Annotated in this window: 24 protein-coding genes and 1 tRNA gene; 17 read left to right on the top strand and 8 right to left on the bottom strand. The window is 62.6% G+C overall.

Annotation, left to right across the window (positions count from 1 at the left end; translation table 11 throughout):
- Positions 1-893 precede the first annotated feature (893 nt).
- The 3 genes from HFP57_RS12000 to HFP57_RS11990 are packed head-to-tail and all read left to right on the top strand — an operon-like array spanning position 894 to position 2,677.
- Positions 894-1,736 carry a TIGR04255 family protein gene (locus tag HFP57_RS12000; protein ID WP_176869982.1) on the top strand — a complete coding sequence of 281 codons (843 nt, stop codon included), beginning with the start codon at positions 894-896 and terminating at the stop codon, positions 1,734-1,736.
- Positions 1,733-2,200 (top strand): hypothetical protein, encoded by a 468-nt coding sequence (locus tag HFP57_RS11995; protein WP_176869981.1) that lies wholly within the window; start codon positions 1,733-1,735, stop codon positions 2,198-2,200. The genes HFP57_RS12000 and HFP57_RS11995 overlap by 4 nt, the downstream gene beginning before the upstream one ends.
- A 3-nt stretch (positions 2,201-2,203) precedes the next feature.
- Positions 2,204-2,677, top strand: coding sequence for a hypothetical protein (locus HFP57_RS11990; RefSeq protein WP_176869980.1), 474 nt, complete (start codon positions 2,204-2,206; stop codon positions 2,675-2,677).
- 11 nt (positions 2,678-2,688) lie between these two features.
- Here the strand turns inward: HFP57_RS11990 and HFP57_RS11985 are convergent, their stop codons facing one another.
- The gene (locus tag HFP57_RS11985; RefSeq protein WP_176869979.1) at positions 2,689-3,600 is read right to left on the bottom strand and encodes a nucleotidyltransferase and HEPN domain-containing protein; all 912 of its coding nucleotides are present in this window, start codon (positions 3,598-3,600) and stop codon (positions 2,689-2,691) included.
- Positions 3,601-4,190: 590 nt separating this feature from the next.
- On the opposite strand from HFP57_RS11985, the gene HFP57_RS11980 reads away from it, so the two are divergent.
- Complete coding sequence (locus HFP57_RS11980) at positions 4,191-5,687, top strand: ApeA N-terminal domain 1-containing protein (RefSeq protein ID WP_176869978.1); 1,497 nt, start codon at positions 4,191-4,193, stop codon at positions 5,685-5,687.
- Between the two features lie 252 nt (positions 5,688-5,939).
- Here HFP57_RS11980 and HFP57_RS11975 read toward each other — a convergent pair whose 3' ends face one another.
- Positions 5,940-7,343, bottom strand: coding sequence for a DUF6538 domain-containing protein (locus HFP57_RS11975; RefSeq protein WP_176869977.1), 1,404 nt, complete (start codon positions 7,341-7,343; stop codon positions 5,940-5,942).
- 140 nt (positions 7,344-7,483) lie between these two features.
- A tRNA-Gly gene (locus HFP57_RS11970) sits at positions 7,484-7,558 on the bottom strand.
- A 200-nt stretch (positions 7,559-7,758) separates the two neighbouring features.
- Here HFP57_RS11970 and HFP57_RS11965 point away from each other — a divergent pair.
- Genes HFP57_RS11965 through HFP57_RS11955 form a run of 3 tightly spaced genes read left to right on the top strand, consistent with a single transcriptional unit; the run spans position 7,759 to position 9,507 of the window.
- Positions 7,759-8,676: a tetratricopeptide repeat protein gene (locus tag HFP57_RS11965; RefSeq protein ID WP_425500743.1), complete on the top strand. Its 918-nt coding sequence runs from the start codon at positions 7,759-7,761 to the stop codon at positions 8,674-8,676.
- Positions 8,676-9,314, top strand: a complete 639-nt coding sequence (locus HFP57_RS11960; protein ID WP_176869975.1) for an LON peptidase substrate-binding domain-containing protein — start codon at positions 8,676-8,678, stop codon at positions 9,312-9,314. The genes HFP57_RS11965 and HFP57_RS11960 overlap by 1 nt, the downstream gene beginning before the upstream one ends.
- Before the next feature lie 10 nt (positions 9,315-9,324).
- Positions 9,325-9,507, top strand: coding sequence for a Trm112 family protein (locus tag HFP57_RS11955; protein ID WP_218135017.1), 183 nt, complete (start codon positions 9,325-9,327; stop codon positions 9,505-9,507).
- 177 nt (positions 9,508-9,684) lie between these two features.
- On the opposite strand, the gene HFP57_RS11950 is transcribed toward HFP57_RS11955, so the two are convergent.
- Complete coding sequence (locus HFP57_RS11950) at positions 9,685-10,575, bottom strand: LysR family transcriptional regulator (protein ID WP_176869974.1); 891 nt, start codon at positions 10,573-10,575, stop codon at positions 9,685-9,687.
- A gap of 119 nt (positions 10,576-10,694) precedes the next feature.
- Here HFP57_RS11950 and HFP57_RS11945 point away from each other — a divergent pair, with 119 nt between their 5' ends.
- Positions 10,695-11,003, top strand: coding sequence for a UrcA family protein (locus HFP57_RS11945; protein ID WP_176869973.1), 309 nt, complete (start codon positions 10,695-10,697; stop codon positions 11,001-11,003).
- Between the two features lie 79 nt (positions 11,004-11,082).
- On the opposite strand, the gene HFP57_RS11940 is transcribed toward HFP57_RS11945, so the two are convergent.
- On the bottom strand, positions 11,083-12,300 hold the full coding sequence (locus tag HFP57_RS11940; protein WP_176869972.1) for a UbiH/UbiF/VisC/COQ6 family ubiquinone biosynthesis hydroxylase: 1,218 nt from the start codon (positions 12,298-12,300) through the stop codon (positions 11,083-11,085).
- A gap of 335 nt (positions 12,301-12,635) precedes the next feature.
- On the opposite strand from HFP57_RS11940, the gene HFP57_RS11935 reads away from it, so the two are divergent.
- From HFP57_RS11935 to ribA, 4 genes are all read left to right on the top strand, one after another.
- Positions 12,636-14,930, top strand: a complete 2,295-nt coding sequence (locus HFP57_RS11935) for an FtsK/SpoIIIE family DNA translocase (protein ID WP_176869971.1) — start codon at positions 12,636-12,638, stop codon at positions 14,928-14,930.
- 111 nt (positions 14,931-15,041) lie between these two features.
- On the top strand, positions 15,042-15,677 hold the full coding sequence (locus tag HFP57_RS11930; protein WP_176869970.1) for a LolA family protein: 636 nt from the start codon (positions 15,042-15,044) through the stop codon (positions 15,675-15,677).
- Between the two features lie 319 nt (positions 15,678-15,996).
- Positions 15,997-16,791, top strand: coding sequence for an exodeoxyribonuclease III (locus HFP57_RS11925; RefSeq protein ID WP_176869969.1), 795 nt, complete (start codon positions 15,997-15,999; stop codon positions 16,789-16,791).
- On the top strand, positions 16,784-17,863 hold the full coding sequence (gene ribA, locus HFP57_RS11920) for a GTP cyclohydrolase II (RefSeq protein WP_176869968.1): 1,080 nt from the start codon (positions 16,784-16,786) through the stop codon (positions 17,861-17,863). Before HFP57_RS11925 ends, ribA begins: the two co-directional genes overlap by 8 nt.
- A gap of 9 nt (positions 17,864-17,872) precedes the next feature.
- Here the strand turns inward: ribA and HFP57_RS11915 are convergent, their stop codons facing one another.
- Positions 17,873-18,544, bottom strand: a complete 672-nt coding sequence (locus HFP57_RS11915; protein ID WP_176869967.1) for a YggS family pyridoxal phosphate-dependent enzyme — start codon at positions 18,542-18,544, stop codon at positions 17,873-17,875.
- Here HFP57_RS11915 and HFP57_RS11910 point away from each other — a divergent pair.
- On the top strand, positions 18,435-19,118 hold the full coding sequence (locus HFP57_RS11910; RefSeq protein ID WP_343045231.1) for a thiamine phosphate synthase: 684 nt from the start codon (positions 18,435-18,437) through the stop codon (positions 19,116-19,118). The genes HFP57_RS11915 and HFP57_RS11910 overlap by 110 nt on opposite strands.
- Here HFP57_RS11910 and HFP57_RS11905 read toward each other — a convergent pair.
- Positions 19,115-19,834, bottom strand: coding sequence for a porin (locus tag HFP57_RS11905; protein WP_246263149.1), 720 nt, complete (start codon positions 19,832-19,834; stop codon positions 19,115-19,117). The two genes, HFP57_RS11910 and HFP57_RS11905, sit on opposite strands and share 4 nt — an antisense overlap.
- A 209-nt stretch (positions 19,835-20,043) precedes the next feature.
- Between HFP57_RS11905 and HFP57_RS11900 the strand changes: the two genes are divergently transcribed.
- From HFP57_RS11900 to holA, 4 genes are all read left to right on the top strand, one after another.
- On the top strand, positions 20,044-20,475 hold the full coding sequence (locus HFP57_RS11900) for a DUF3576 domain-containing protein (RefSeq protein WP_176869965.1): 432 nt from the start codon (positions 20,044-20,046) through the stop codon (positions 20,473-20,475).
- Positions 20,476-20,593: 118 nt separating this feature from the next.
- Positions 20,594-23,113, top strand: coding sequence for a leucine--tRNA ligase (gene leuS, locus HFP57_RS11895; RefSeq protein WP_425500742.1), 2,520 nt, complete (start codon positions 20,594-20,596; stop codon positions 23,111-23,113).
- 29 nt (positions 23,114-23,142) lie between these two features.
- Complete coding sequence (gene lptE / locus HFP57_RS11890) at positions 23,143-23,637, top strand: LPS assembly lipoprotein LptE (protein WP_176871293.1); 495 nt, start codon at positions 23,143-23,145, stop codon at positions 23,635-23,637.
- Entirely contained in the window at positions 23,638-24,663 is a 1,026-nt protein-coding gene (holA, locus tag HFP57_RS11885; protein WP_176869963.1) for a DNA polymerase III subunit delta, read from the top strand.
- Positions 24,664-24,674: 11 nt separating this feature from the next.
- On the opposite strand, the gene HFP57_RS11880 is transcribed toward holA, so the two are convergent.
- Positions 24,675-25,586 carry a ParB/RepB/Spo0J family partition protein gene (locus HFP57_RS11880; protein WP_176869962.1) on the bottom strand — a complete coding sequence of 304 codons (912 nt, stop codon included), beginning with the start codon at positions 25,584-25,586 and terminating at the stop codon, positions 24,675-24,677.
- Position 25,587: the final 1 nt, after the last annotated feature.

Raw genomic sequence — 25,587 nt, 5'->3', positions numbered from 1 at the left:
ACTCCATGCCGAGGCTGAGCCTAGGTGCTACGTCGTATCGGAGCAACAATCAGCCGCCAAATTCACAAGTTTGTTCGAGCCAAGCTCTTGACTAAGTCGGATCACTTCAAATGTGCCGGTTAAGAATAGATTTGGCCTAGAAAGTTCTCCGACTCTTCAACGCCTCCCCTTTCGGTTTCCGACGGCCGTCAAATAGCCTCCCCGGCACGAAGCTGACCGACCGCATCAAGAAGCTTTTTCTCACCAGGCTGGTGCATCGCGGTATTCGGGCCTGGGCGGCCCGAAATACCAGTCCGCGCACTTCGAGCCGCTATCGTTCCGCACAGACATTCATCGACGAACGGGAGCGTGACCAAGGGCCCGATGTGCGATCGGAAAGCGCGGTTGCCGAGGCAGAGACCGTATCGACCGTGAGCTGTATCATCGAACTCAGTAGGGATGGGAGGAGCGCATCTATGGCGGTCGGCACACCGAATAGATTTTCTTGGCGGCAGCACACGTTACTCGGGTCGGTTGCTTGCACTCCGGGCGAGCGCGTGCCTGCCTGCATACCGACAGGCCTCAAGTGTTTCGATGAGCGGGCGCGTATGCGGCTCGTCAGCGAATAGTCCATGTCGAATGCGGGAAACTGCTCTCGCCTCCTTTATGATGCAGAAGGTGTCAAGCAGAGACGCTGACTTGGCGCTCCTTCGATGGCAAAAGCCTTTCGAGAGCGTTAGCCCATATAGTCGCTTGTGCGATCGGTTCCGCACGAGAGGCGCCGGGCCGTATGTTATCTGAACGGCTCGTCGCTCCATCGGCTCGACTCGTCTATAGGTCGATTCGGCGCGACTGATTTGACAACCTCGTCAAGATCAACTCTTAAAAAGCACCCACCATGCGGAAGATAACTTTTGAAACTGAAATTTCCTGACGAAGCGTCGGCACCCACCGATGCTCTGCCAGAATATGAAAGCCCTCCAGTCGTCGAAACCTCAATTGGGGTCCAATTCGAAGGCCTGGAAGGTTTCCAGAGTCTGCATGCCGCTTCTTTTTGGGAGCGAATTCGAGACAAGTACGTCCGGCTCGAAGAGCGTCCCCCTCTCGATCCAGCGTTCGAAACGTTCGGCCCGAGAAGCGCCCCTTTGGGTGTCCCGGAGCTTCAAATGATTCAAGCTCCGATCCAACCTCGCTTTTTCTTCATAAGCGAGGACGACAGCGAGCTTGTTCAGCTCCAAAAGGATCGGCTTTTCTTCAATTGGCGTAAACGTCCCGGTGCAGAAGAGTATCCACGTTACGTTCACGTGCGTGAGAAGATAGAAAGCTTGTTTCAAATGCTTCGCGATTGGTCGCGGGATGAGGGTCTGGGGAAACCTCGCCCGACTCAGTGCGAGGCGATTTACGTAAATATTATTCCGTTGGTCGATAGTGCTGGCGAAGCCTGCGGTTTGTCCTACGTCTTTCCTTGGTTAGTTGGCATGATGGGCACAACTGAGGATGGCGTCTTCAAATTCCGGCGTGTGCTGCAAAACCAGTCTGGAATACCTGTCGCGCGTCTGCATGTGAGCCTAGAATACGGGACTGAAGAGGAAAGCAGGCGATCAGCCAGACTGAACTTGCATGTCAGGGGTCATCCGGCAGAGCAAACTTTCAACAAATCTCTTGAGATGATCGACGCCGAGCGTGAAATAATTGTCCGGACGTTCACCGAGATTACATCTAAAGAAGCGCATATGATGTGGGAGAGGCAGAAATGAACCTTGCATTAGTCCACGAGCAATCGCCGTTGACCGAAACTTTCGCGCGCTTGCGAGAAACTATCGCGCCGCGAAAGGCAAGGCCAGAACTGATCGAAGTAGCTGCGATTGAGGAATCATGGCGGTACGCAGTCGAAGTGCGACTCGCCCAGCTAAGTGCCTACCCGACCGGCTGGGATGGATATAACTCTGCGCCCCCACAACATTCCATAATCGCTTTTGCACGATCAATTCTCGACTCGGTCATGAGCGCAGAAACGCCTCCGCCATCGATAGTTCCCATGTCTGGAGGTGGATTACAGCTCGAATGGCATATTGGCGGATTTGATATCGAACTCGCAATTTTTGCACCTTTTGAGGCTGAGCTTAGCGTCGAATATCCCGATGAGCGCGAGCCATTGGAGGATGAACGACTCACGAGCTCATTTGACGATCTCAGCGAGGTTTTGCAGGAGCTCGCCTGATTCGTGTGTGACTTTGAGCTGCCGCGAGATGAAGACGGCGAGGTTATTCCGCACGACCATCCCGAACTGGTTGATGGCGCGCACATCATCCGCCGCATTAGCGACGACTACGTAGTGCCTGACCATAACAGTGGCGGCCATCGCCTATCATCGGCTGTTTACAAGCACGATCCTAGGCGAGGTCATCTGTCAGTCGACTCAACACCATGCATAGTCGCGAAAGGTATCGATCCTGGCGAATATGTAACCACTCCGCAGTGGCCCGGTGCCCTTACCATTTCGATAGAGAATTTTCGATCGATAGACTCAGTCAATGAAGCCGACGATCGTTGGAAAATAGGTATGGTTCCAGTAACGGGAAACGACTGCCATGCCGGAGTTTGGGGGAAGATTACGCAAGGGCAGTCCAATTCGCTGCAACGGCTGAGCGATTGGCTCGTCGAAATTCCCGGCGTTACAAAACTAATGCCCGATTAGGGAAATTCCGTTTAAGCTAACTTCTTCGTTAGCTTCCTGATCCGCTCGACGCAGATAGTTTCGACCATATCCTTGAGTGCTTCGGCGCGCTCGCCAAGCCAAGCGAGTTCGTCGGCGGTGATGGTGTAGTGCTCCGAATAGCGCGCTTCGACATAGGCGCGTTTCAAAAGTTCAAAGGCACGGCGGTCGGCCTTCGTCTCGCGCGGCCAGACATCGATCAGGCGCGGGTCCTGCTCTTCCGCCAGCGAGCGCAGGAATTTTACGTTGTGAGTCGCAGGCGAATAGTTGGTCAGAACCAACAGGAGGGCGATGTAATATCGTTCGACGGCCTGATGCATCTGAAAAGCAGCGCTGTTGTTCCATCCCTTTTTGCAACCATCCTTCGCATATCCTAGAAACTGCCGCGCACTCTCCATCCAATGTTCATAGTGCTTTTTGGCCGTCTCCAGTGCAGCTTCCGGACTTGGCGGCTGCGGCGTGAGCAGCGGTTTCTCACCTTTCAGCTCATAGAGCGCGATGCCTTCGTGGAAGATGTCGGAGAAGAAATACTGCCCCTGGGCAAGCGCGTTGTTCACCTCGCCCAATGTGTGGACGATGAAATTGACCGGCCGCTTGATGGTCGGCTCGTGCATCAGCCGGTCTTCGGCCCGGTACCAGTAGGTCGAGAAGTCGACGACGCGCTCGTGATTGACGATGATCAAGAGATCGAAGTCGCTCTGATAGCCCTTGGCGGTATGGGGTTCATCGACCCAGCCGCCTCTGGCGTATGATCCGAACAGGATGATCTTGAGGATGCGGCCATCCTTCTTCTTTTGGGACGAGGCCTGCTTCATCGCATCGGCGAACTCGGCGAGGATGATCTCGACCGCGCGCTCCAGCTCGCGCTGCTTCGATTGCGGCAGATGATCGATATCGCTTTTCACGGGAAGAGCTTAGCGAGAGAGGAGTCCGAGGCCAACGGATAACCGATCCGCCCTCGCGCTATCGTCCTTCCCGCCCACAGCTTTCCCGGCCCCGCTTGCCAGCCTCTCGCGCGGTCTGCGCCCGGCGGTCAAGGTCGCGCCTGAAGGCGCGCCGCACGGCGGTCATGAGCCTTGAGCGCCGGGCGCAGACCGCGCATCCTTGCTTTCCATCGGGGCCGATCGCCCGATCCCAGGAAAACCGCCAATCCCGCATGGTGCAACTTTTTGTCCAGTATCTCCGCCGCATTCCGCGAAAACCCTGCACGGTAAAAACACCGTGTAGGTGCAGGGCTAAGTCGATGTGCAGACCCGATAAATCCGGTGCCTTGCACCGGTCCTTTAATCTTGCCCTCGGCCCACCCTAGACCGCAATCTCACTACTCTTCTCGCATTTCCTGAAAAGTTTTACCGCGCTAGAAAGTGCGGCGAGATGTCCGACATGCGCTGAACTAGAAATCCAGTGCAGTTAGCTAACCGTCGACATTGGACTCCAATTTGAAACTATCATCATATCCTCGCGAGCTAGCTTAGGGCGGGAAAGGGAGATCGGCATGAGCGCCAAATCTGAAATTGTTGATGGTGCGAAGCTCGGAGGATGGTTCGAGTTCAATGATGATCGACAGCTCGTCGGCGAACTTTCAATTGATGGCTCCGCGACGACACTCTGGCTACAGGATAGAGAGTTCTTCGCGCTGGATCACGATCAACATCGCGACTTGCGGGGTACGCTGCATGATCTCACGAAGGTCACTCTAATCGGTTGCGTCATCCGCTCTACCATGGGTTCTGCAGGGCGATACGAAGAGAGGTACACGTTCGGCGAAATTCAGCCGCACTACGTGGCCAGCGGGCATCGACACTTCGACCCACAAGCGGCGGAGATCGAGCGCGTCATGTTTCGTATCGATGATGCTGAAGACATCTTCTACGATTTCGACGCTTTTGGAATTGTACTTGATCCCGAGCCGCTGATCGAGACGGTTGTGAAAGGCAACGAAACGCGGATCAATCGCAAGATTCCGATCGGTCCAAACCCTGAGATAGTCTACTTCGCCGGACAAAAAGAGATAGCATCTGTCGAGACTGCGATCGGAGTCGTAACGGTCAGGCATCGACCTTTCACCAACCCCTTTTTTAGTCCGCGCCGCGCCGCGATTGAGAATCGAATTTTGATTGAACTGACATTCGCAGAACCGCAAACCTTCGATAACGTGATCGCTCGAATTCGGACGCTGCTACGATTCCTAGAAATGATCGCTGGCCGCCCGCCGAACATGGAATGGACGAAAATCGACTTAATCGGAGATGAGTATCGGGCACCGCTTGACGTTTATTGGTGCATGCAGCCACGACGGCAACTGGAAGGTGAGACTCGCAAGCCTCATTCAAGCGAGATACTTATCAACGCTGTTCGGTCTCGGGACCATTTCGAACGCGTGCTCAAATCATGGATTGCTATGGATTCTTCGCGCGCGGAGGCGCGGATGCGATTCTCAGGCAACTTTGGCCAACAGCATATGATAAGCATCGATCGCCTAGTCGGGGCTGCAAACATGTTCGACATTCTTCCGGACGATGCATTGCCGCCCAATCCGCCGTTGGAGGAGGAATTGGCCAATGCCAGGCAATCAGCCCGCTCTCTTTTTCTCCAACTACCTCAATCTGAGGACCGGGACGGAATTTTAGGTGCGCTTGGTCGATTGGGACGCCGAACGTTGCGTCAGAAAATCTTCCATCGCGCCACAATTGTCTCAAATGGTCTTGGAAGTCCGCTCACCGATCTCCCGTTGGTGGTTGATGAAGCAGTCAAGTGCAGAAACCACTTCGTCCACGGCAGTGCCGGCAGTTTTGACTATCACGAGTATGGGCACCTGATAGCTTTCCTCACGCATGCGTTAGAGTTCATTTTCGCGGCTTCAGACCTGCTCGAAGCAGGCTGGGATGCACAAGCGTGGCAATCTAATAGCGGTGTATTGATACACCCCTTCTCTGAAGTACTACACGGGTGGAACACAGCAGCTGCCGAAATTGCTGTTTTGAGATCATAGCTCAAGAAGTTGAAACGCATGGCCACGCAACGCATCGCGCTGACCGGGATTGCACAGCTTTCCTGATGATTAGTAGAATACTTTTCGGCCATCGTCACGCGATGCCGATATGCTCCGCAGATATACGTACTGCGCTCCGCACCACTGCGCGAATCATCGATCGCTATAGCGAGGTCTACTGGCCGATTTTCGAGCGTCTGGAACGCGAGCTCGACGCGCGCCATTCGAAAGCCGCGCGTCTCAGCGCCTATCTCACGCCGCCCGTTGCAGACGCTTCCGCTGATCCCCGAACAGCGCCTCGGGATAAGGATGCGCGATCTTCAACAGCTCGTCCCTGCGATATGCGAGCGATCCCCCGTCGCCATATTCGGGCCGGGGATTGTGATGCCCCATCAACGTACAGCGCAGACCATAGTCGAGGCCGCCTTCGAGCATCCGCTTCTCGAACGAATGGCGAAAAGAGTAGATGACATGCTCATCGGTCGGGAAAAGCTCGCGCACCCGAAACGCCTTGAGCAGGGTGGCGGAGAGCAGGTCCGGCTTGTCGCGATAATGCGGAAAGCCCTCCGGGGCATGCCGCATCGCTTCCAGCGCCACGCCGACCAGGGGCAAGTCGCGGATCGACGAGCGCGTCTTGATCTCGCGGCCCTCGGTCGGCCTGATCCGGATGTGCGGGACATCGCAGTCGAGCCGGATATTCTCTTGCGTGAGGTTGGCGATCTCGCTCGGACGGCAGCCGGTCTCGATCAGCGCATAAACGATCAATGCAGCTTCGCGGTTGATCCCGTCGAAGATGCCGGGCTTGAGGATACGCTCGCGCACCCAGTCATTCTCGAAGCACGGGACATCGCTCTTCTTGGTGACCGCGAAACTGAGATTGCGGAACGGGTTCTTGCGCTCGTCCTCGCCGATGTGGCGGAAGTAGTCGGTGTAGAGCTTACGCACATTGCCGATATCGCGATTGGCGGTGTTGGGGTTGAGGCCGCGCTTGCCCGGTTGGGGCATCAGCCGATGCTTCCACCAGTCGTAGAATTTGAGCGCATCGGCGCGGGTGATATCGCGCAAGGCCATATCGCCGCAGATATCGATAAAGTTCTGGATGCCGCGCTTCTTGGTCTTCATCCAGAGCCTTCTCTGGCCTTTGGACTTGTTGACGAAATCGCCATAAGCGATGTCCTCGCAATAGACGTCGAAGGCCTGGCTGATCGTGATGGCGGGCCGTTCCACGCCGCCGAGCAGCGCTTCGGCTTCGGCGCGTTCGGGTTCCGATGGTTTGCCGCTATCCTTCGCATCGACGAGCTTCAAGCGCACGAGCAGTTCGGCAAGGTCGGTCATCTCGGCCAGTTCGCTGGCCGGGGCATAAACAAAGCCATGCGCTAGAGCCCGCGAGCATGCCCCGCGATAGCGGCGGGCCGCGATCTCTCGGCGTAGTGCGCTAATGGCATCCTCGTCGGCGGCAGCGACGAGGTTGGCCCAGAACTGATCATCGGCCTCGGCCATCGCGTCGCGGCGCATGCGCGCGACCTCAAGCGAGCTGGTCTTGAGTGCCAGCCGGATCGTCCCGCGATCATCGAGATCGGCAAAGCGGCCCGGCACCCGCCGGACATAGTGCCAGCGCTGCCCGCGTTTCTGGAGATATCTGTCGTCTGTTCGCACCGTCTGCCGGGTCCGCCTTGTTGCACGTTCTGTTGCGCAGAATGTGCCACAAAAGCCGAAAACCCACGATGGGGAGCGGTACGAAAATCCGTGAACCCGCACGTACCCGAGGGTTTTGGCGGGAAGTCCCGGAAAACGTTTGGAGCGGGCGAGGCGATTCGAACGCCCGACCCCAACCTTGGCAAGGTTGTGCTCTACCCCTGAGCTACGCCCGCTCGGCGCTCTTCCCGCTAATGGCAAAGCCTTGCCATCCGGTGAAGAGGCGGCGCAGCTAGCATGGGTCGCCAAGCGGGGCAAGAGGAAATCGGGCGTCCCGGGCGGACCTTCGGGCACCGGGCCACCGAATAATCCTCCCTCTTGGGTTCCGGGGCCGTCTCCCCCATATAAGCGCAAACATTCACGCAGGAGTCGAAAGATCGTGGCCACGCAATTGGGACTGACCGAAGATCAGAAGGCCGAAGTCGAGAAATTCCGGACCGATGTCGTCGAACCGTCGATGACCAAGCTCGTCATTCTCGATTTCTGGGCCGAATGGTGCGGGCCGTGCAAACAGCTGACGCCGATCCTCGAAAAGGTGGCGGCCGATTATGCGGACAAGGGCGTCGTCCTCAAAAAGGTGAATGTCGACGAAGACAAGTTCATCGCGTCGCAGTTCCAGATCCAGTCGATCCCCACCGTCTATGCGATGTTCCAGGGCAAGCCCGTCGCCGATCTCGGCCAGGCGCGCACCGAAGGCTCGCTGAAACAGATGCTCGACCAGATCCTCACGCAGCTCCCGATCGATAGCGACGAGAAGCAGCAACAGGCCGAGATCGAACCGCTGATCGAGATGGGCGAACAGGTGCTGTCCGAAGGCGATGGCGAGCGCGCGCTCTCGATTTTCGGCCAGATCATGGAAATGGCGCCCGCCGAGCCCAAGGTTATCTCCGGTTTCGTTCGCGCGCTGGTCGCGATGGGCAAGATCGACGAAGCCAGGGAAATGCTCGCCCAGATTCCCGAAGACGTGGCCAAGGACCCGGCGATCGCCCGCGCGCAATCAGCAGTCGATCTGGCCGGCGACGCAACCGAGACCGAAGACACCGCGCCGCTCCAGACGAAAGTGGATGCCGATCCGAACGATCACGAAGCGCGCATGGAACTCGCCGCCGCGCTGATGGCAAATGACGAGCGCGACGCCGCCGCCGATCATCTTTTCCATATCATCGAGGCCGACAGGGACTGGAACGAGGGCGCGGCGCGGCAAAAGCTGCTCCAGCTGTTCGAAGTGGTCGGGCTCGAGGACGAATGGGTGGCCGCGCAGCGCCGGCGCCTGTCGGCGATCCTGTTCGGCTGATGGCCGAAAGCCCGATCCGTCTTTCGATCTTTCCGCTGGCCGGCGCGATCCTGCTGCCGCGGGCGCAATTGCCGCTGCATATTTTCGAACCGCGCTACCAGGCGCTGGTGAAGGACGCGATGGCGCGCGACCGGCGGATCGCGATGATCCAGCCGCGGGAGGAAAACGGCGACACGCCGGCACTGTTCGATATCGGCTGTATCGGCAAGGTCGCCGAGGTCGAGGCGATGGACGACGGCAGGTTCAACCTGATCCTCGAAGGCCTGACCCGGTTCCGCATGGTGCGCGAACTCGATGCGACGACACCGTTCCGGCAGATCGAGGCCGTGATCGAGGAATTCGGCGACGATGCCGTTGCCGAGCCGCTGTCGATCGCGATGCGCGGCGGGCTGATCGACGAATCGAAGAAATTCGCGGCCGCGCTTGGCTATGCGGTGGATTGGGAGGCGGTCGACACCTTGGACGACGAGACGCTGGTCAACATGATCGCACAGGTTGCGCCGTTCGACACCGTCGCGAAGCAAGCGCTGCTCGAAGCGCCGACGATCGACGACCGCTCCGAACTGCTGATCCAGTTCATGCAGTTCTTCCGCATGCACCAGCAAGCGGGCGGGGACGATCGCGCGACCCTGCAATAGAAGCAGCGCGGTGACCGAAAGCGCATTCGATCCCGAATTGCTGGCGATTCTCCTCTGCCCGCTCACCCGGACGAAGCTGCATTACGACGCCGACGCCAACGAGCTGATTTCCGACGAAGCGGGCCTTGCCTATCCGGTGCGCGACGGCGTCCCGATCATGCTCGTCGAAGAAGCGCGGCGGATCGGAGACTGAAGTCGGGCAGGGCGCGCGGCGAGTTCTTGGACAACCATCTCAGCCCGGCCGCGGAACCCGAGTTACTCGTGGAGCGGGACAGCGCGGCTGCGTCGCCCCGCCCGCACGGTCGGGATGGGTTCGGACGCCGCTGAGCGTCGGGTAGCGAGGCCAGCGGCTTCGGCAGAATGTGCGCGCTTATCCAGCCCCGAGCGCCAGCCGCCGCAATTCCGGGGCCAGAAAATCGAGCACCGCGCGAACGCGCGGGACGTTGCGGAGCCGTTCATGGGTGAGCAGCCACAGCCCGCCCTCGTCATCGGGATGGGGCGGCAGGCACTGGATGAGATCGGGATCGCGATCGGCGAAAAAGCTTGGCATGACGGCCAGGCCAGCCCCGGCGCGCACGGCCGACAATATCCCCATCCCCGTGCCATGATGCATGGTCACCGCATCCTCGAGATTGTTCTTGCGCAGCCATTTCAGATAGGGCGGCCAGAAATTCTTGCCGCCGCCGCCGATGAAATCATGCTTGGCCAGTTCCTCGCGCGAACGCGGCACGCCATGGGCATCGGCATAGTTTCGGCTGCAATAGACGGTCCAGCGATTGTACCCGATCCTGCGCCCGACCAGCCCGCCCCCTTTCGGATCCGGGCTGGTGCGGATCGCCACATCGGCCTCGCCGGCCGCAAGATCGAGCGTTTCCTGCGAGGTGTCGACCTCGATCCGGATGGCGGGCAGGGCTTCGTGCAGCCGGTTCAGAATCGGCGCGAGGAAAGTGAGGGCATAGATGTCGATGGTCGTCAGCTTCACCGTGCCGCTGACATCGCGGGCCTGGGACGCCGCCGCATCGGCGAACTCCGCCGCCGCTGCCTCGACAGTCCGCGCCTTTTCCAGCAACGCTTCGCCGACCGGGGTCAGCCGATAACCGGCCGGACTGCGCTCGAACAGGGAGAGGCCGAGTTCGCGCTCCAGCGCGGCCACGCGCCGCGCGGCCGTCGTCTGGCTGACGCGCAGCCTCTTCCCGGCGCCCAAAGTGCTGCCGGTCTCGGCAACGCTCAGCAGATAGCGCAGGTCGTTCCAGTCCAACATGAGGCCATTCTGCACTTTTGCAGAACGCACATGCAACATAGTTGTTCGTTTCAATTTGAAACTTATGCTATCCAACACTCGCGTCGACGCTTTCTCCTCCCCTCAAAAGGACAAAGCACATGAAAGCCCTGAACCTTCTCCTGATCCCCGGAGCGCTGCTCTTGGGGACCGTCATCTCTCACCCGACAATCGCGCAGGTCGCACCGGCGAACCCCGCATCGCTGGCCGTAAGCCATGCCGATCTCGATCTCGGCAACCCCGCCGACCGTATCAGATTGCAGCGCCGTCTCCGCGCCGCGGCACGCGAAGTCTGCGGAACCGCCTATAATTTCGATCTGCGCGGACGCAACGCGGTCCGCGAATGCCGGGCGCGGACGCTCGAAAGTGTAAGACTGCCGCGCTCCGATGCCCTGGCGTCGGTTGAATAGCGCCCGGCCCCTCTGAACGGGACCGCCTCCAGGTCTCTCCACTGCCGCCGCCCCCTCGAGCGGGCGGCGGTTTTTTTGACTAAACGGTGACGCCCTGCAGCAGCAGCGGCAGTCGTCCGCTGCTGCCCCGCGCCTCATCGACGAAGCGGCGCTTGAGCGGCGGGATGCGGTCGACCGCCGTCATGCCGAAACGACGGATCTTCGACGCCGCCCTGCCCGGGATGCCGAACAGCCGGGTCAGCCCGTCGGTCGCCATCGCGACCATCAGGGTGTCGAGGCTGCGCCAGGTCTCATAGCGTTTGAGCAGCTGCGCATCGCCCGGATCCATGCCGAGCCGAACGCCCTCGACCAGCACTTCGGCGAGCGCCGCGACATCGCGGAAACCGAGATTGAGGCCCTGCCCCGCGATCGGGTGGATACCGTGCGCGCTGTCGCCGACCAGCGCCAACCGCTCACCGGTGATCGTCGCGGCATGGTGAAAGCCCAGCGGATAGGCGCCGCGCGGGCCGGCCAGCGCCAATTCTCCGAGAAAGCTGCCCATCCGCTTCTGCGCTTCGGCAAGAAAGGCGCGCTCGCCGAGCGCGAGCATTGCCGGGCCGTTCTTCTCGTCCACTGTCCAGACCAGCGCCGAGCGGTGGCCGTTCGCGTCGTCGAGCATCGGCAAGAGCGCGAAGGGCCCGGCCGGATAGAATATCTCGTAAGCGATCGCGCCATGCGGCTTTTCGTGGTTGATCGTCGCGACGATGGCGTGGTGCTTGTAACTCCAGCGCGCGATGCGGATGCCGGCCGCATCGCGCGTCGGCGAACCCCGCCCCTCGGCGCCGATCAGCAGCGATCCCTTCAGCACCGTCCCGTCGTCGAGCGTCACCGTGACGCCGCCCGGTTCGCGCTGCACATCGGCCGCGCTTTTCGCCATATGGAGCGCGATATGCTCGGCCCTTTGCGACGCTTCGAACAATGTCGCCCGCAGCAGCCGGTTTTCGAACATGATACCGAGCGGCCCCTCGCCCTCACCGGGTTCGAAATCGAGGCGGCCGGGCGCGAGGCCATCGCTCGCGCGGATCGAGCCGATCGCGCAGCCCTTTCCTTCGAGCGCCGCGCCAAGGCCGATCGCGTCGAGCATGTTCCAGCTCGCGCTCGCGACCGCCGACACTCGCCCGTCATAACTGCTGTCGAGCAGGGCTTCGGCCGGCATCCTGTCGATCACCGCGCTCGACAGGCCGTGCGCGTCGAGCGCCAGCGCCAGAGTCTGGCCGACCAGTCCGCCGCCCAGGATGATCACGTCGCTTTGATTCATAAAAAGTCGCCCGATTCCGCAGAAGTACAGCCCAGCTGACCCTTGCCGGTTTTTTGATCAGACTCAACCTGTCGGTCGAACGCCGCACCGGCCCGCACCCCCTCCCGGCCTCCCAACAGGGTACACTCAATGGGAGGCCGGGAGGGGGTGCGGGCCGGTGCGGCGATTTCCCGATAGGGAAATTCTGACAAACAAACGCCGTTCATCGCCATAGGGACTCGCTTTAACGCAGCGAAAGCGGGCCGCATAGCCGCTTGTGCTTGACGGCGAGTCCGGCGGAGGCGCATTAGGGTTAAACAAGGAACAAATTGCGCACAAAAGGCGGGAGGCGCGAGATGGCACAGGGTGGATTGGCGGCGCAGATGCCGGCCTGGCGCGAAGCGATGCGGCGCGCGGCATCGCGCTCGACTGCTCTGTTCGTATCGCTCGGTCTGCTGATCCTGACGGTGCTCGTCGCGCTGGCGCTGGTCAGCTACCGGCCCAGCGACCCCGCGCTCAACACGGCCGCGGAAGGCCCGGCGCAAAATCTTCTGGGCGGCGGCGGCGCCTATGTGTCCGAAGCGCTGCTCATAATGTTCGGCCCGCTGGCCGGTCTGCTACTGCCCTTGGCGGCGCTCGTCGCGCTCAGGCTCTGGCGCGATGCGCCGCTCGGCCGCTGGCCGCGCTCGGTATTGCTGATCGCGGTCGCCATCATGCTGGTCGGTTCGGCGCTCACCCTGTTGGCGGGCGCCAGCATACGCGGGCTTCCATTGGGCTGGGGCGGCGTGCTCGGCTATGGCGGCGGCGCGGTGTTTGGCAGTCTGCTGAGCCTGATCGGAAATCCGGATCTCGCCCGTTATCTGGGCTGGGCGCTCGCCGCCCTGCTCGGCGGCGGCGGGCTCTATCTCTGGTATCGCGGCCTCGCGCTCGACGAGGATGAGCGCGCCTTCCTGTTCCGCCGCGCCGATCGGCCGAAACCGGTCAAGATCACCGACGCGCGCGAAACCGCCAAGAAAGCGCCCCAGCCGCGCAAGAAGGTCCCTCCGCCCGAACCCGAAGCGCGGGCCCCCGTGATCACCGACCCGAAGGCGGGCCGGCCCCCGACGGGCAAGAAACCGCGCCAGCGCTCGCTCAACCTCAATTACGACCTGCCGACGCTCGAACTGCTGAACCCGTCGCCCGACGATCAGGGCCAGGCGCTCGACAAGGCGGCGCTTGAACGCAATGCGCGGCTGCTCGAATCGGTGCTCGACGATTTCCACGTGAAAGGCGAGATCGTCGAAGTGCGGCCCGGCCCCGTCGTCACCATGTACGAGCTCGAACCGGCGAGCGGGATCAAGGCGAGCCGCGTCATCCAGCTGGCCGACGATATCGCGCGCAACATGTCCGCCATCTCGGCGCGCGTTGCCGTGATCCCGGGACGCAGCGTGATCGGGATCGAACTGCCCAACCAGCATCGCGAAATGGTCGTACTCTCCGAAATGATCGCGAGTGCGGCGTTCGAGGACCATTCGGCCAAGTTGCCGATCATCCTCGGCAAGAATATCGCCGGCGATCCCGTCATCGCCGATCTGGCGCCGATGCCGCACCTGCTCGTCGCCGGCACCACCGGCTCGGGCAAGTCGGTCGGGCTCAATTGCATGATCCTGTCGCTGCTCTACCGACTGACGCCCGAGGAATGTAAGCTGATCATGATCGATCCGAAGATGCTCGAGCTGAGCATCTACGACGATATCCCGCATCTGCTTTCGCCGGTGGTGACCGAACCCGCCAAGGCGGTGCGCGCGCTCAAATGGGCGGTCGAGCAGATGGAGGAGCGATACCGGATGCTCGCATCGCTGTCGGTCCGGTCGCTGCAGGGTTTCAACGACAAGGTCCGCGCCGCCAAGGCCAAGGGCAAGCCGCTCGGCCGCCGCGTCCAGACCGGCTATGATGCGGATACGGGCCAGCCCGTCTACGAGGAAGAGGAGCTCGAATATGAGCCGCTGCCGCAGATCGTCGTCGTCGTCGACGAGCTCGCCGATCTCATGATGACGGCCGGCAAGGAAGTCGAGTTTCTGATCCAGCGGCTGGCGCAGAAGGCGCGCGCCGCCGGCATCCATCTCATCATGGCGACGCAGCGCCCCTCGGTCGACGTCATTACCGGCGTCATCAAGGCGAACCTGCCGACGCGGATCAGCTTCTCGGTCACCTCGAAGATCGATTCGCGCACGATCCTCGGCGAACAGGGCGCCGAACAGCTGCTGGGCAAGGGCGATATGCTCTATATGCCGGGCGGCAAGCAGATCGCGCGCGTCCATTGCCCGTTCGTGTCCGACGAGGAAGTCCGCCGGGTCGCCGATCACTGGCGCGAACAAGGCCAGCCCGAATATGTGCAGGCGGTCACCGAGGAACCCGAGGATGGCGGCTATACGTTCGACGGCCAGCCGACGGGCGAGGATTCGGCCGAAGAGCAGCTCTACCGCAAGGCGTGCCAGATCGTCGCGGAAAGCCAGAAGGCCTCGACCAGCTACATCCAGCGCCAGCTGCGTGTCGGCTACAATAACGCCGCGCGGCTGATCGAGCGGATGGAGGCGGAAGGCAAGGTGAGCGCCGCCAACCATGTCGGCCGCCGCGAAGTACTGATCGACCAGGAAGGCAATCCGGTTTAGGCGGGCCGATGCAGCTGAATGACGGGGAACTTCCGGGTTCAGTTTGCATTCAACGCGGAAAACCCATTACCCGCGCTCGATCCCCCAATGGATAGATACACGGACAGACATATGCATCGCCTTACCGCCCTTGCCCTTGCCGCCGCACCGCTCGCGCTGACCGCTAGCGCCCTGATCGCGCCGGCGCCCGCCGAAGCGCAGCAGGATGTACTCGCCCAGGTCCAGCGTCACCTGCAGTCGGTAAACACGATGCGGGCCGATTTCATCGAGACCAACCGGGCCGGCCAGTCGGTGCGCGGCGAGATGTTTCTCAAACGGCCGGGCAAGATCCGCTTCTCTTACGAAGAGGGCGTCAACATGTTGGTCGTTTCGGACGGCCGTGCGCTGACGTTCGTCGACTATGACGTCCGCCAGGTCCAGCGCTGGCCGATCGGCGATTCGCCGCTTTCGGTGCTGCTCAATCCCGACCGTGACCTGTCGCGTTTCGCCCGGGTCATCGATTCGGGCCGGAACAGCGAAGTTCGCGTCCGGGCGCGCGATCCCGAACATCCCGAGTATGGCACGATCACGATCACCTTCCTGCGCAATCCGTCAGCCCCCGGCGGTCTCATGTTGCAGGGCTGGACCGTGCTCGATTCGCAGAACAACCTCACGACGATCAACCTCGCCAATCAGCGGTTCGGCATGGAGATCGCCGACCGGACGTTCCGCTATCGCGATCCGCGGCCGCGCAACCGCCGCCGTTAGATTAACCCGTCGCCGCCGGTCGTCGCACATATAGCGCAGTCCGGCGCCCTGTTGAGCGAAATCGGCGACGGATAGGGCCCTGTCATTCATCCGCCCGTCAGGAAAAACCCGCTAGAAGGAGGATGTGGAGGCGCTTAAAGGCCGAGCGGGATTCCCCCTGTTGCCCGCCTGCGCCGCACCTCCCGCCTAGCGTGACGAACGACTAGGTTTCGACCCCCGCTCCAAATGCCCCCGGAGCGGGGGTCTTCTATTTGGCGCGCGCACACCTGTCGCGCTTGCCAGTGGCGCTGGCCGCGATTGGCCGCTAGAGGCTCTTGCCATGGCTTCGACCCTCAAAATCGCGACATGGAACATCAATTCGGTCCGTTTCCGCATCGGCATCGTCGAACGCTTCCTGGCGGAGGAGGCCCCCGACATCCTGTGCCTGCAGGAGACGAAGACCGTCGATGAGACCTTCCCGGTTGAGGCGCTGAAGGCGCTGGGTTACGAATATCAGGCGCTGAACGGCCAGAAGATGCATCATGGCGTGGCGATCGTCAGCAAGGTGCCGATACACCAGGATAACCGGCTCGACTGGCAGGCAAACGGCGAGGCGCGGCATGTCGGCGTCCGGCTCGATTCCGGATTCCATCTCGAAAATGTCTATGTGCCGGCGGGCGGCGACATTCCCGATCGCGACCAGAATCCCAAATTCGGCCAGAAGCTCGATTTCCTCGACCGGATGACCCAATGGTCGAAAGCGCTCGACCGGCAGACGCTTTTGGTGGGCGATTTCAACGTCGCGCCGCTTGAATCGGACGTCTGGAGCCACAAGCAACTGCTCAAGGTGGTGAGTCACACACCCATCGAAGTGGAAACGCTCGACAGGCTGCAACAGTCGCATGACTGGGTCGATCTTGGCCGCCGCTTCGTCCCGCCGCCCGAGCGCTATTACAGCTGGTGGAGCTATCGCGCGAAGGACTGGGCGGCATCGGACCGGGGCCGTCGGCTCGATCACATGTGGGCGAGCCCGGATCTCGCCGAAAAGGCAGTTGCCCATACCGTCCATGAACCGAGCAGGAGCTGGCACAAACCCTCCGATCACGTGCCGCTGGTGACCGAGTTCCGTGTCTGAAGCAGCCCCCGATAGCGGTGACAGCCGCAAGGTCGCGGGCGCGATCGATGCGCTGCGGCGCGGCTGGCCCGTCGCCTGTGGCGACGGCAGCGGCGCGATCCGCATTCTCGCGATCGAGACCGCCGACGAAGCGGGGCTGGCGGATTTCGACGGCGATGGCCCAGCCGACATTCTGATCGGTGCAGGGCGGGCCGAAACCCTCAAGCTCGCCAATCAACTCGAGGCCGCGACGCCCGGAGCGCCGGTGCGCGTACAGCGTGAGGCATGGCACGACCTCGCCGCCGCAATCGCCATCGCAGACCCGGCCTTTGATCTTCGCACGCCGCTCAAGGGGCCGTTCCGCGCGCTCGCCGTGACGCATCCCGAAGCCTCGGCGGCGGCGCTGAAACTGGCCCGCCTCGCCAATCTGCTGCCTGCCGTTTTCGTCGCGGAAGCCGGCGACGGCGACGCCCTGTCGCTGGCCGATATCGAGGCGTATGACGACCCCGACGATCTCGCGATCGCCGCGCGGGCGCGGCTTCCCGTGGCCGCGGCCGAACAGGCGGAGATCGTCGCCTTTCGGCACCGCGCCGATGCGGCCGAGCATATCGCGCTGCTGATCGGCGCGCCCAATGGGAAACCGCCGCTCGTCCGCCTGCACAGCGAGTGCCTGACCGGCGATGTGCTGGCGTCGCTCAAATGCGATTGCGGGCCGCAACTGTCGGGCGCGATGGCCGCGATGGCGGGCGAGGGCTGGGGCATATTGCTCTATCTGCGGCAGGAGGGGCGCGGCATCGGCCTCGTCAACAAGTTGCGCGCCTATGCGCTGCAGGACGAGGGCTTCGACACGGTCGACGCCAATACGCGGCTCGGCTTCGCGGTCGACGAGCGCGATTTCGGGATCGCGGCGCGGATGCTCGCGCTGTTGGGCCAACGGGAAATCCGGCTGCTGACCAACAATCCGGACAAGGTTGCGGGGCTCGGGGCCGCGGGGATCACGGTCGCCGAGCGCGTCGCACATGTCCATGGCGAGAATGTCCATAACGAGCAGTATCTGGCCACCAAGCGCGACCGGACCGGCCACCAGCTTTAACGCAGGTGACTATCCGCGCGTGCCGAACAAGGCCGTGCCGACCCGGACATGGGTCGCGCCGCACATGACAGCGGTTTCATAATCGGACGACATGCCCATGCTGAGCAGCGGCACGCCGTTATCCTCGGCAAGCTTGGCGAGCAGGGCGAAAAAGGGCGCAGGTTCGCGCCCCTGGGGCGGAATGCACATCAGCCCGGCGATTTCGAGGTCCGCCGCGCGGGCCCGGTCGAGGAGAGCCGGCAAGTCGGCGATCGCGCATCCGCCCTTTTGCTCTTCCTCGCCGATATTCACTTGGACGAAGAGCCGCGGCCGCCGGTCGGTCTTGCGGAAAGCCTTGGCGAGCGCCTTGACGAGCGACGACCGGTCGACGCTGTGGATCGCATCGAACAGTGCCACGGCGTCGTCCGCCTTGTTCGATTGGAGCTGGCCGACAAGATGCAGTTCGATATCGGGCGTTTCTTCCTTCAGCCCTGGCCACTTGCCTTGCGCTTCCTGCACCCGGTTTTCGCCGAAGACACGGTGCCCGGCGGCAATTATGGGCCGGATCGCTTCCGCGTCATGGGTTTTCGAGATGGCGATGAGCGTGATATCGGCAGGATCGCGACCGGCGCGTTTGGCCGCCCGCGCAATGTGCTCGTGCACGGCGTCGAGCCGATCCGCGGGGATATCGCCTGTCGTCATCGCGCTTGCTATAGGAAGCCGCGTGCGACGCCGCCACCCTCTCCCGACGCTATGGCTGATGACCGACGAACGGCAGGGCGACCGGCTCTGGCCGGCGCTTCGAGCATTGCCGCGCGGGAGCGGGGTGATCGTACGGCATTACAGCCTAGGCAAAGCGGCGCGCCGTGCCTTGATAGCTCGTATCCGGCGTATCGCTCGAAGGCGGCGCTTGGTCATGGTTGTTGCCGGACCGGAAAAGCTGGCGCTGGCGACGCGAGCCGATGGGTACCACGCGCGATCAAGCCATATCGGATCGCCGATGCTCCTCCGTACCGCAGCCGTCCATAACCTGGCCGAACTGCGTCTCGCCGAACGCGTCGGCGCCGATCTGGCCTTTCTATCGCCGGTTTACGCCACGACCTCGCATCCGGGCGGACGGGCGATGGGTCGCAGGCGTTTTGGCTTGATCGCGCGCCAATCGCGGGTTCCAATCGTCGCTTTGGGCGGGATCGACGAAGAACGCGCGCAATCGCTAGAACCTTTCGGGATATATGGCTGGGCTGCGGTCGGCGCACTGACGCCGAGCGGATCCTAGAAGCGGAAGGCAGTCCCGATATAGACGGCCTGGCTGTCGCGGCGCTCGTCATCGGGCTGTTCGAGCCGATGCTGGCGCTGATAGCGGACGCCGCCGGTAATATCGATGTTCCGGGCAATGCTGTAGGAGCCGCCGACATCGACCGCGACGCGTTCTTCATTGTCGATCAGGCTCGGCGCCGATTCAGCCGTCGGCCGATCGGCCGAAACCTGGACCCGCGTGCTCCAGCGGCGACCCGAATAGCTGAGCCCGACATCGGCGGATTCGCGGGCGCGGCCCGGAATGATGCCATTGTCGATCCGCGCGACATCGCCGGAGATGGCGAAACGCCGCCAGCCGACGGACACGCCGAGATTATAGGCAGAGGGCGTGATCGCCGTGACGCCGGCCTGCGAACCCGTCGCCATCGCCATTTCGGCATTGCGTTGCGCCTGGGCCGCGGTCGAGGCGCGGGCGCGCACCGCCACGGTGACCGGACGGTCGCCCTGCCGCGAAGCGGACGGCGTAAACCGCATGCCGCGGCTGGAAATACCGGCACGGCGCAGCGCACGCGCCATCGCGGGATCGCCGGAAGCAGGCGTGAACGTGCCCATCGTCTCGGGCGCATTGAGCGAAAGGGAACGGGCCTGCGACTCGGCGGCATCCGGCATCGCCGTCAAACCGACGGCAAACAGCGCGGAACCCGCCAAAGCTGCCAATGTGATGCGCCCGTACATTGCCCTATTATTCTCCCTGCAACCTTGCCCTAGCATGAAGCATGCGAGTCGCACCACTATCTAGGATGAGGAGGAGTCGAATCCACCCCAGTGTTGCGCAAGTTCCACAACCGCGTTTTCAAACGCCCGGAAAAGGCCGCTTGCGGGGATGGCGCAAGCGTCTATAACCGGCCATCGTTTCGCTTTTATTTCCTTCGCAGGTGAGTATCATGTTCCGTTTGCGTAATGCCGTTTTTGCCGCTCTTCCGCCGCTGGCGCTAGCCGCTTGTGGCGGCGGGGACCGTCCGTCCCAGACGCTGGCACCGGCCCAGATCGCAACGATCGGCGTCAACAGCTACCTCTGGCGCGCGTCGCTCGAAACGCTGTCATTCATGCCGCTTGCGCAGACCGATTCGTCTGGCGGCGTCATCGTGACCGACTGGTACGCCAATCCGGCGGCTCCGACCGAGCGGATGAAGCTGACAGTGACCATTCTCGATACCGATCTGCGCGCGGATGCGCTGTCGGTCGCCGCCTCGCGGCAGCTGTATAACGGCACGCAATGGCTCGAGGCACCGGTCCAGGCGGCAACCGTGCAGCGGCTCGAGGAAATCATCCTCACCCGTGCGCGCGAACTGCGCCGCAACACCGTAATCGGCTAAAACACAGAATTGTGGTTTCGGCACCGGCCCGCATCCCCTCCCAGTCCACCACAGGGTACACGCGACGGGAGGCCGGGAGAGGGAGCGGGCCGGTGCCGCCTCAAACGGAAGTTTACTCATAATGTCACGCTTCAATCCGCAAGCGGTAGACACGCGTTGGCAGAAAGTCTGGGAAGAGGCCGGGACTTTCACCGCAGATACCGCTGCTCCGAAACCCAAAAGCTATGTGCTCGAGATGTTCCCCTATCCCTCGGGGCGCATCCATATGGGCCATGTCCGTAACTATACGATGGGCGATGTTCTGGCGCGCTATCGGCGGATGACCGGCCACGAAGTGCTTCACCCGATGGGCTGGGACGCCTTCGGCATGCCGGCCGAAAATGCCGCGATCGAAAAGAAGGTCCATCCGGGCGAATGGACGCGCGCCAATATCGCCGCGATGCGCTCCCAGCTGAAACGGCTGGGCTTCGCGCTCGACTGGACGCGCGAACTCGCCACCTGCGAACCCGAATATTACGGCCATGAACAGGCACTGTTCCTCGATCTCTACGAGGCCGGCCTCGTCTATCGCAAGGAATCGGCGGTAAATTGGGATCCGGTGGACATGACCGTGCTCGCCAACGAACAGGTGATCGATGGCAAGGGCTGGCGCTCGGGCGCGACCGTCGAGCGGCGCAAGCTGAGCCAATGGTTCCTCAAGATCACCGATTTCGCCGAGGATCTGCTGGCCGGATTGGACGAGCTCGACCACTGGCCGGACAAGGTCAAGCTGATGCAGGAGAACTGGATCGGCAAGAGCCGCGGCTTGCGCTTCCGGTTCAAGCTGAGCGAACCGATCACCGGCCAGAGCCAGCTCCAGGTCTTCACGACCCGTCCCGATACGATTTTCGGCGCAAGCTTCGTCGCCGTCGCCGCGGATCATCCGCTGGCCGAAGCGGTCGCGGCCAAGGATCGGAAAGCCGCCGCCTTCGTCGCCGAGTGCCAGGCTGGCGGCACGTCGGCCGCCGACATCGAAAGCGCCGAGAAGCTGGGTTTCGATACCGGGCTCACCGCCGCCCATCCGTTCGAACCGGAATGGGCGCTGCCCGTCTATATCGCCAATTTCGTGCTCATGGATTACGGCACGGGCGCGATCTACGGCGCGCCGGGTCAGGATCAGCGGGACCTCGATTTTGCGCGCAAATATGATCTGCCGGTCAACCGTGTCGTCGCGCCGAGCGCGGACGAAGCGGACGAAGCGGTCGGCGACGAAGCCTATACGGGCGGCGGCGTGATCGTGAATTCGCGCTGGCTCGACGGGCTGTCGATCGAGGAAGCGATCGCGACCGTCATCGCGCGCGCCGAGGAGGAAGGCTGGGGCGAAGGCACCACCGAGTGGCGGCTCAGGGACTGGGGGGTTTCGCGCCAGCGCTATTGGGGTACGCCGATCCCGATCGCCCATTGCGCCGAGTGCGGTCCAGTCGGCGTTCCCGAGGACCAGCTGCCGGTCGTGTTACCCGAGGATATCGATTTCGAAACGCCCGGCAATCCGCTCGACCGCCATCCGACATGGAAACATGTAGATTGCCCCACATGCGGCGAGCCGGCGCAGCGCGAGACGGATACGCTCGACACATTCGTCAACAGCAGCTGGTATTTCATCCGGTTCGCAAGCCAGCCCGACGAAAAGCCGTTCGACAAGGCCGAAGCCGAGGCCTGGCTGCCGGTCGGCCAGTATATCGGCGGCGTCGAACATGCGATCCTGCACCTGCTCTATGCGCGGTTCTGGACCCGCGCACTTAACCGGATCGGCCGGCTCGACGTGAAGGAGCCGTTCGCCGGCCTCTTCACCCAGGGCATGGTGACGCACGAAACCTATCAGCTCGGCGACGGCAGCTGGCTCTCGCCGGACGAAGTGCGCCGCGACGGCGACGACTGGGTGCATATCGAACGTGGCGAACCGGTGACGGCGGGCCGCATCGAGAAAATGTCCAAGTCGAAGAAAAACACCGTCGATCCCGATCCGATCGTCGACCAATATGGCGCGGACGCTGTGCGCTGGTTCATGCTGTCCGACAGCCCGCCCGAGCGCGACCTGCCCTGGACGGAGGCCGGAATCGAGGGCGCATGGCGCTTCATCCAGCGATTGTGGCGGCTCGTCGAGAGCAATGAAGCGGGTACCGGGGAAGATCCGGATCTCGACCGCAAGCTGCACCGGACGATCGCGGGTATGGCCGAGGATATCGAGGCACTGTCCTTCAACAAGGCGGTCGCGAAAATCCATGAACTCGCCAATGCGATCGAAAAGGCCGGCGCCAGCGCCAGTCGCGACTTCGCGGTCCGCACGCTAGTCCGCCTGGTCGCGCCGATGGCCCCGCATCTCGCCGAACAGGGCTGGGAGGCGCTGGGCGAAACCGGCATGGTGGCCGACGCGGCATGGCCTGAGGCCGATCCCGCGCTGCTCGTCGACGACGAGGTGACGATCGCCGTGCAGGTCAACGGCAAGCTGCGCGATACGGTATCCGCGGCAAAGGGCACTTCCAAGGCGGATCTCGAGGCGCTGGCGCTGGGATCGGAAAAGATTATGCGGCAGCTCGATGGCGGGACGCCCAAAAAGATTATCGTCGTGCCCGATCGTCTGGTAAATATCGTCGCGTGATCCGCATTGCCGTCCTTTGCCTGTTGCTCATGCCCTTGTTGGCCAGCTGCGGCCTCCGCCCACTTTATGGCGGTGCGCAATCGCCGGCGCGTGAAACGCTGGGAGCGGTCGAGGTCGGCGGAATTCCGGGCCGTGCGGGCTATCTGATGCGCGGCGCGCTCGAGCAGCGGCTCGGCGCGGCGGGCAACGAAACGCCGCGCTACCGGCTCGAAGTGACGCTCGACGACCGGATCGAAGGGTTCGGCGTACGCGCCGACAATGCGGTGACGCGCGAACGCCGCACCTTGCGCGCCCGATTCCAGCTGGTCACGACCGATCGCGGAACCGTACTGCTCGACGCAACGGCGGGCGCCGATGCCGGCGTCGATGTCGTCTCGTCCGAATATGCAACGATCGCGGCGGAGAACACGGCGCTCGAGCGGTTGACCGAGCAGGTCGCCGACCAAATCGTCGCGCGGATCGCGCTCTATGCGACGCGGCGTGCGGAACAGCGCGCGGCGGAACCGGCCGCGGAGCTGCCCTAGGTGAAGGCCAATCGCGGCCAGATCGCGCGCGCGCTGTCGGCGCCCGGCGACGATGTCCGTTTCTACCTGCTCTACGGACCCGACCGCTCCGGATCCGAAGCGCTCGCCGCTTTGCTGGGAAAGGCGATGGGCGACGAGGCCGAGCGGATCGATTTTTCGGGCCCCGAGCTCAAGGCCGATCCGGCGAAACTCGCGGACGAAGCGGCGGCGATTTCGCTGTTCGGCGGCGCGCGCTATATCCGGATAGACCCGGCCGGGGACGAGATTTTCGCGGCGGTCGAAGCGCTGATCGAGGCCGAAAAGGCCGGTAATCCGGTGGTCGCCGTCGCCGGCGCGCTGCGTGCGACGAACAAGCTGGTCAAACTGGCCTTTGGCAGCGATGTGGCCATGGCCTGTGCAAGCTATGCGCCGGAGGGTCGCGATGCCGACCGGCTTGTGATCGAAATGGGCCAGGAGGCCGGACTGCAGATCGCGCCCGATATCGCCCAGCGTCTGGCCCGCGGATGCCATGGCGATCGCGCGATCCTCGCCAGCGAACTCGCGAAACTGGCACTCTATCTCGATGCCGCGCCGGACCGGCCGCGCCGGATCGAGCATGATGCGCTCGACGCGCTGGCCGCCAATGCCGACGAAGGCGATCTCTCCCGCCTTGCGAACGTGGTGCTTTCGGGCGATCTGCCTGCACTCGATCGCGAGCTGACGCAACTGGCCAGCGAAGGACTGGTCGGAATCCCGCTCCTGCGTGCTGTTCTCCGGCGGCTATTGCTGCTTGCGAAACTGCGGGCGGAGGTCGAGCAGGGCAACAGCGCGCAATCGGTGATCGCCAAGGCGGGGCGCGCGATCTTCTGGAAGGACAAGCCGGTCATCACCGATCAGGTAGAGCGCTGGCGGAGCGACGCCCTGGCGATCGCGATCAACCGGGCGAGCGACGCCGAACGGACGCTCAAAAGCTCCGGCGGCCCCGGCATGGTGGCTGCCGACGAAGAGCTGTTTGCGATCGCCCGTAAGGCACGAACGCTCCGCTAAATCATTGTAATTTAAATTTTTTCGCCCGAGAGCCGCTGGCAGATGAGATCGAGTTGGTCGAGCGAACTATAGGCGACGCTCACCGTCCCCGTTTTCCCGTTATAGTCGATCGCCACCGACAGTCCGATCGCCTCGCCCAACTGGCGTTCGAGCGCCACGATATCTGCATCGCGCTCGCTCGGCGCCCGTTTCTTCGGCTGGGCTTCACCGCCGGGCTTGGCCCGCCGCGCCAGGGCTTCGGCTTCGCGCACCGACAGGCCCTGCGCCGCGATCAGCCGCGCGAGTGCCTCGGCATCGGGTGCGGAGATGATCGCGCGCGCATGGCCCATATCGAGTTCGCCCGAGACGACCATCGCGCGCACGGCATCCGGCAGATCGAGCAGCCGCAAGAGATTGGCGACATGGCTGCGCGATTTGTGAACGAGCCGCGCCAGCGCCGCCTGGCTGTGTCCGAAATCGTCGATCAGCCGCTTATAGGCTTCGGCTTCCTCGATCGCGTTGAGATCCTCGCGCTGGATATTCTCGACCAACGCAATCTCGAGCGTTTCGGCGTCGTCGAAATCGCGGACGATGACGGGCACCTGGTGGAGATGCGCGCGTTGTGCCGCCCGCCAGCGCCGTTCGCCGGCGACAATCTGGAAACCCGCACCTTGCGGCCGGACGACGATCGGTTGGATCATGCCGCGGGCCTCGATCGAACGCGCGAGTTCGCCAAGCGCTTCCTCGTCGAAATGGCGGCGCGGCTGATCCGGATGCGGCGCGATCTTGCCTACCGGCAGCATCTGCACCGCGCTTTCATCGGGCGACGCGTCGATCGGCGCCTCCTTTTCGACCTCGCCCATCAGCGCGGACAGGCCGCGGCCGAGGCCGCTCGGCTTCTTGCGCGCCGGCGCCTTTTTCTTGCTGGTCTTGCCTTCGGTCATA

It is taken from the genome of Parasphingopyxis algicola (genome assembly GCF_013378075.1).
Taxonomy (GTDB): Bacteria; Pseudomonadota; Alphaproteobacteria; order Sphingomonadales; family Sphingomonadaceae; genus Parasphingopyxis; species Parasphingopyxis algicola.
Note: the sequence above shows the minus strand (reverse complement) of the source record. Positions and strands in the feature narration are given on the sequence as shown.

Excerpts from the sequence above, each read along its gene's own strand:
- HFP57_RS11995 (WP_176869981.1), top strand. The coding sequence starts at position 1,733 with ATGAACCTTGCATTAGTCCACGAGCAATCGCCGTTGACCGAAACTTTC.
- HFP57_RS11980 (WP_176869978.1), top strand. The coding sequence starts at position 4,191 with ATGAGCGCCAAATCTGAAATTGTTGATGGTGCGAAGCTCGGAGGATGG.
- HFP57_RS11960 (WP_176869975.1), top strand. The coding sequence starts at position 8,676 with ATGGCCGAAAGCCCGATCCGTCTTTCGATCTTTCCGCTGGCCGGCGCG.
- HFP57_RS11950 (WP_176869974.1), bottom strand. The coding sequence starts at position 10,575 with ATGTTGGACTGGAACGACCTGCGCTATCTGCTGAGCGTTGCCGAGACC.
- HFP57_RS11945 (WP_176869973.1), top strand. The coding sequence starts at position 10,695 with ATGAAAGCCCTGAACCTTCTCCTGATCCCCGGAGCGCTGCTCTTGGGG.
- HFP57_RS11940 (WP_176869972.1), bottom strand. The coding sequence starts at position 12,300 with ATGAATCAAAGCGACGTGATCATCCTGGGCGGCGGACTGGTCGGCCAG.
- HFP57_RS11935 (WP_176869971.1), top strand. The coding sequence starts at position 12,636 with ATGGCACAGGGTGGATTGGCGGCGCAGATGCCGGCCTGGCGCGAAGCG.
- HFP57_RS11930 (WP_176869970.1), top strand. The coding sequence starts at position 15,042 with ATGCATCGCCTTACCGCCCTTGCCCTTGCCGCCGCACCGCTCGCGCTG.
- HFP57_RS11925 (WP_176869969.1), top strand. The coding sequence starts at position 15,997 with ATGGCTTCGACCCTCAAAATCGCGACATGGAACATCAATTCGGTCCGT.
- HFP57_RS11910 (WP_343045231.1), top strand. The coding sequence starts at position 18,435 with ATGGCGATGAGCGTGATATCGGCAGGATCGCGACCGGCGCGTTTGGCC.
- HFP57_RS11915 (WP_176869967.1), bottom strand. The coding sequence starts at position 18,544 with ATGACGACAGGCGATATCCCCGCGGATCGGCTCGACGCCGTGCACGAG.
- HFP57_RS11905 (WP_246263149.1), bottom strand. The coding sequence starts at position 19,834 with ATGTACGGGCGCATCACATTGGCAGCTTTGGCGGGTTCCGCGCTGTTT.
- HFP57_RS11900 (WP_176869965.1), top strand. The coding sequence starts at position 20,044 with ATGTTCCGTTTGCGTAATGCCGTTTTTGCCGCTCTTCCGCCGCTGGCG.
- lptE (WP_176871293.1), top strand. The coding sequence starts at position 23,143 with ATGCCCTTGTTGGCCAGCTGCGGCCTCCGCCCACTTTATGGCGGTGCG.
- HFP57_RS11880 (WP_176869962.1), bottom strand. The coding sequence starts at position 25,586 with ATGACCGAAGGCAAGACCAGCAAGAAAAAGGCGCCGGCGCGCAAGAAG.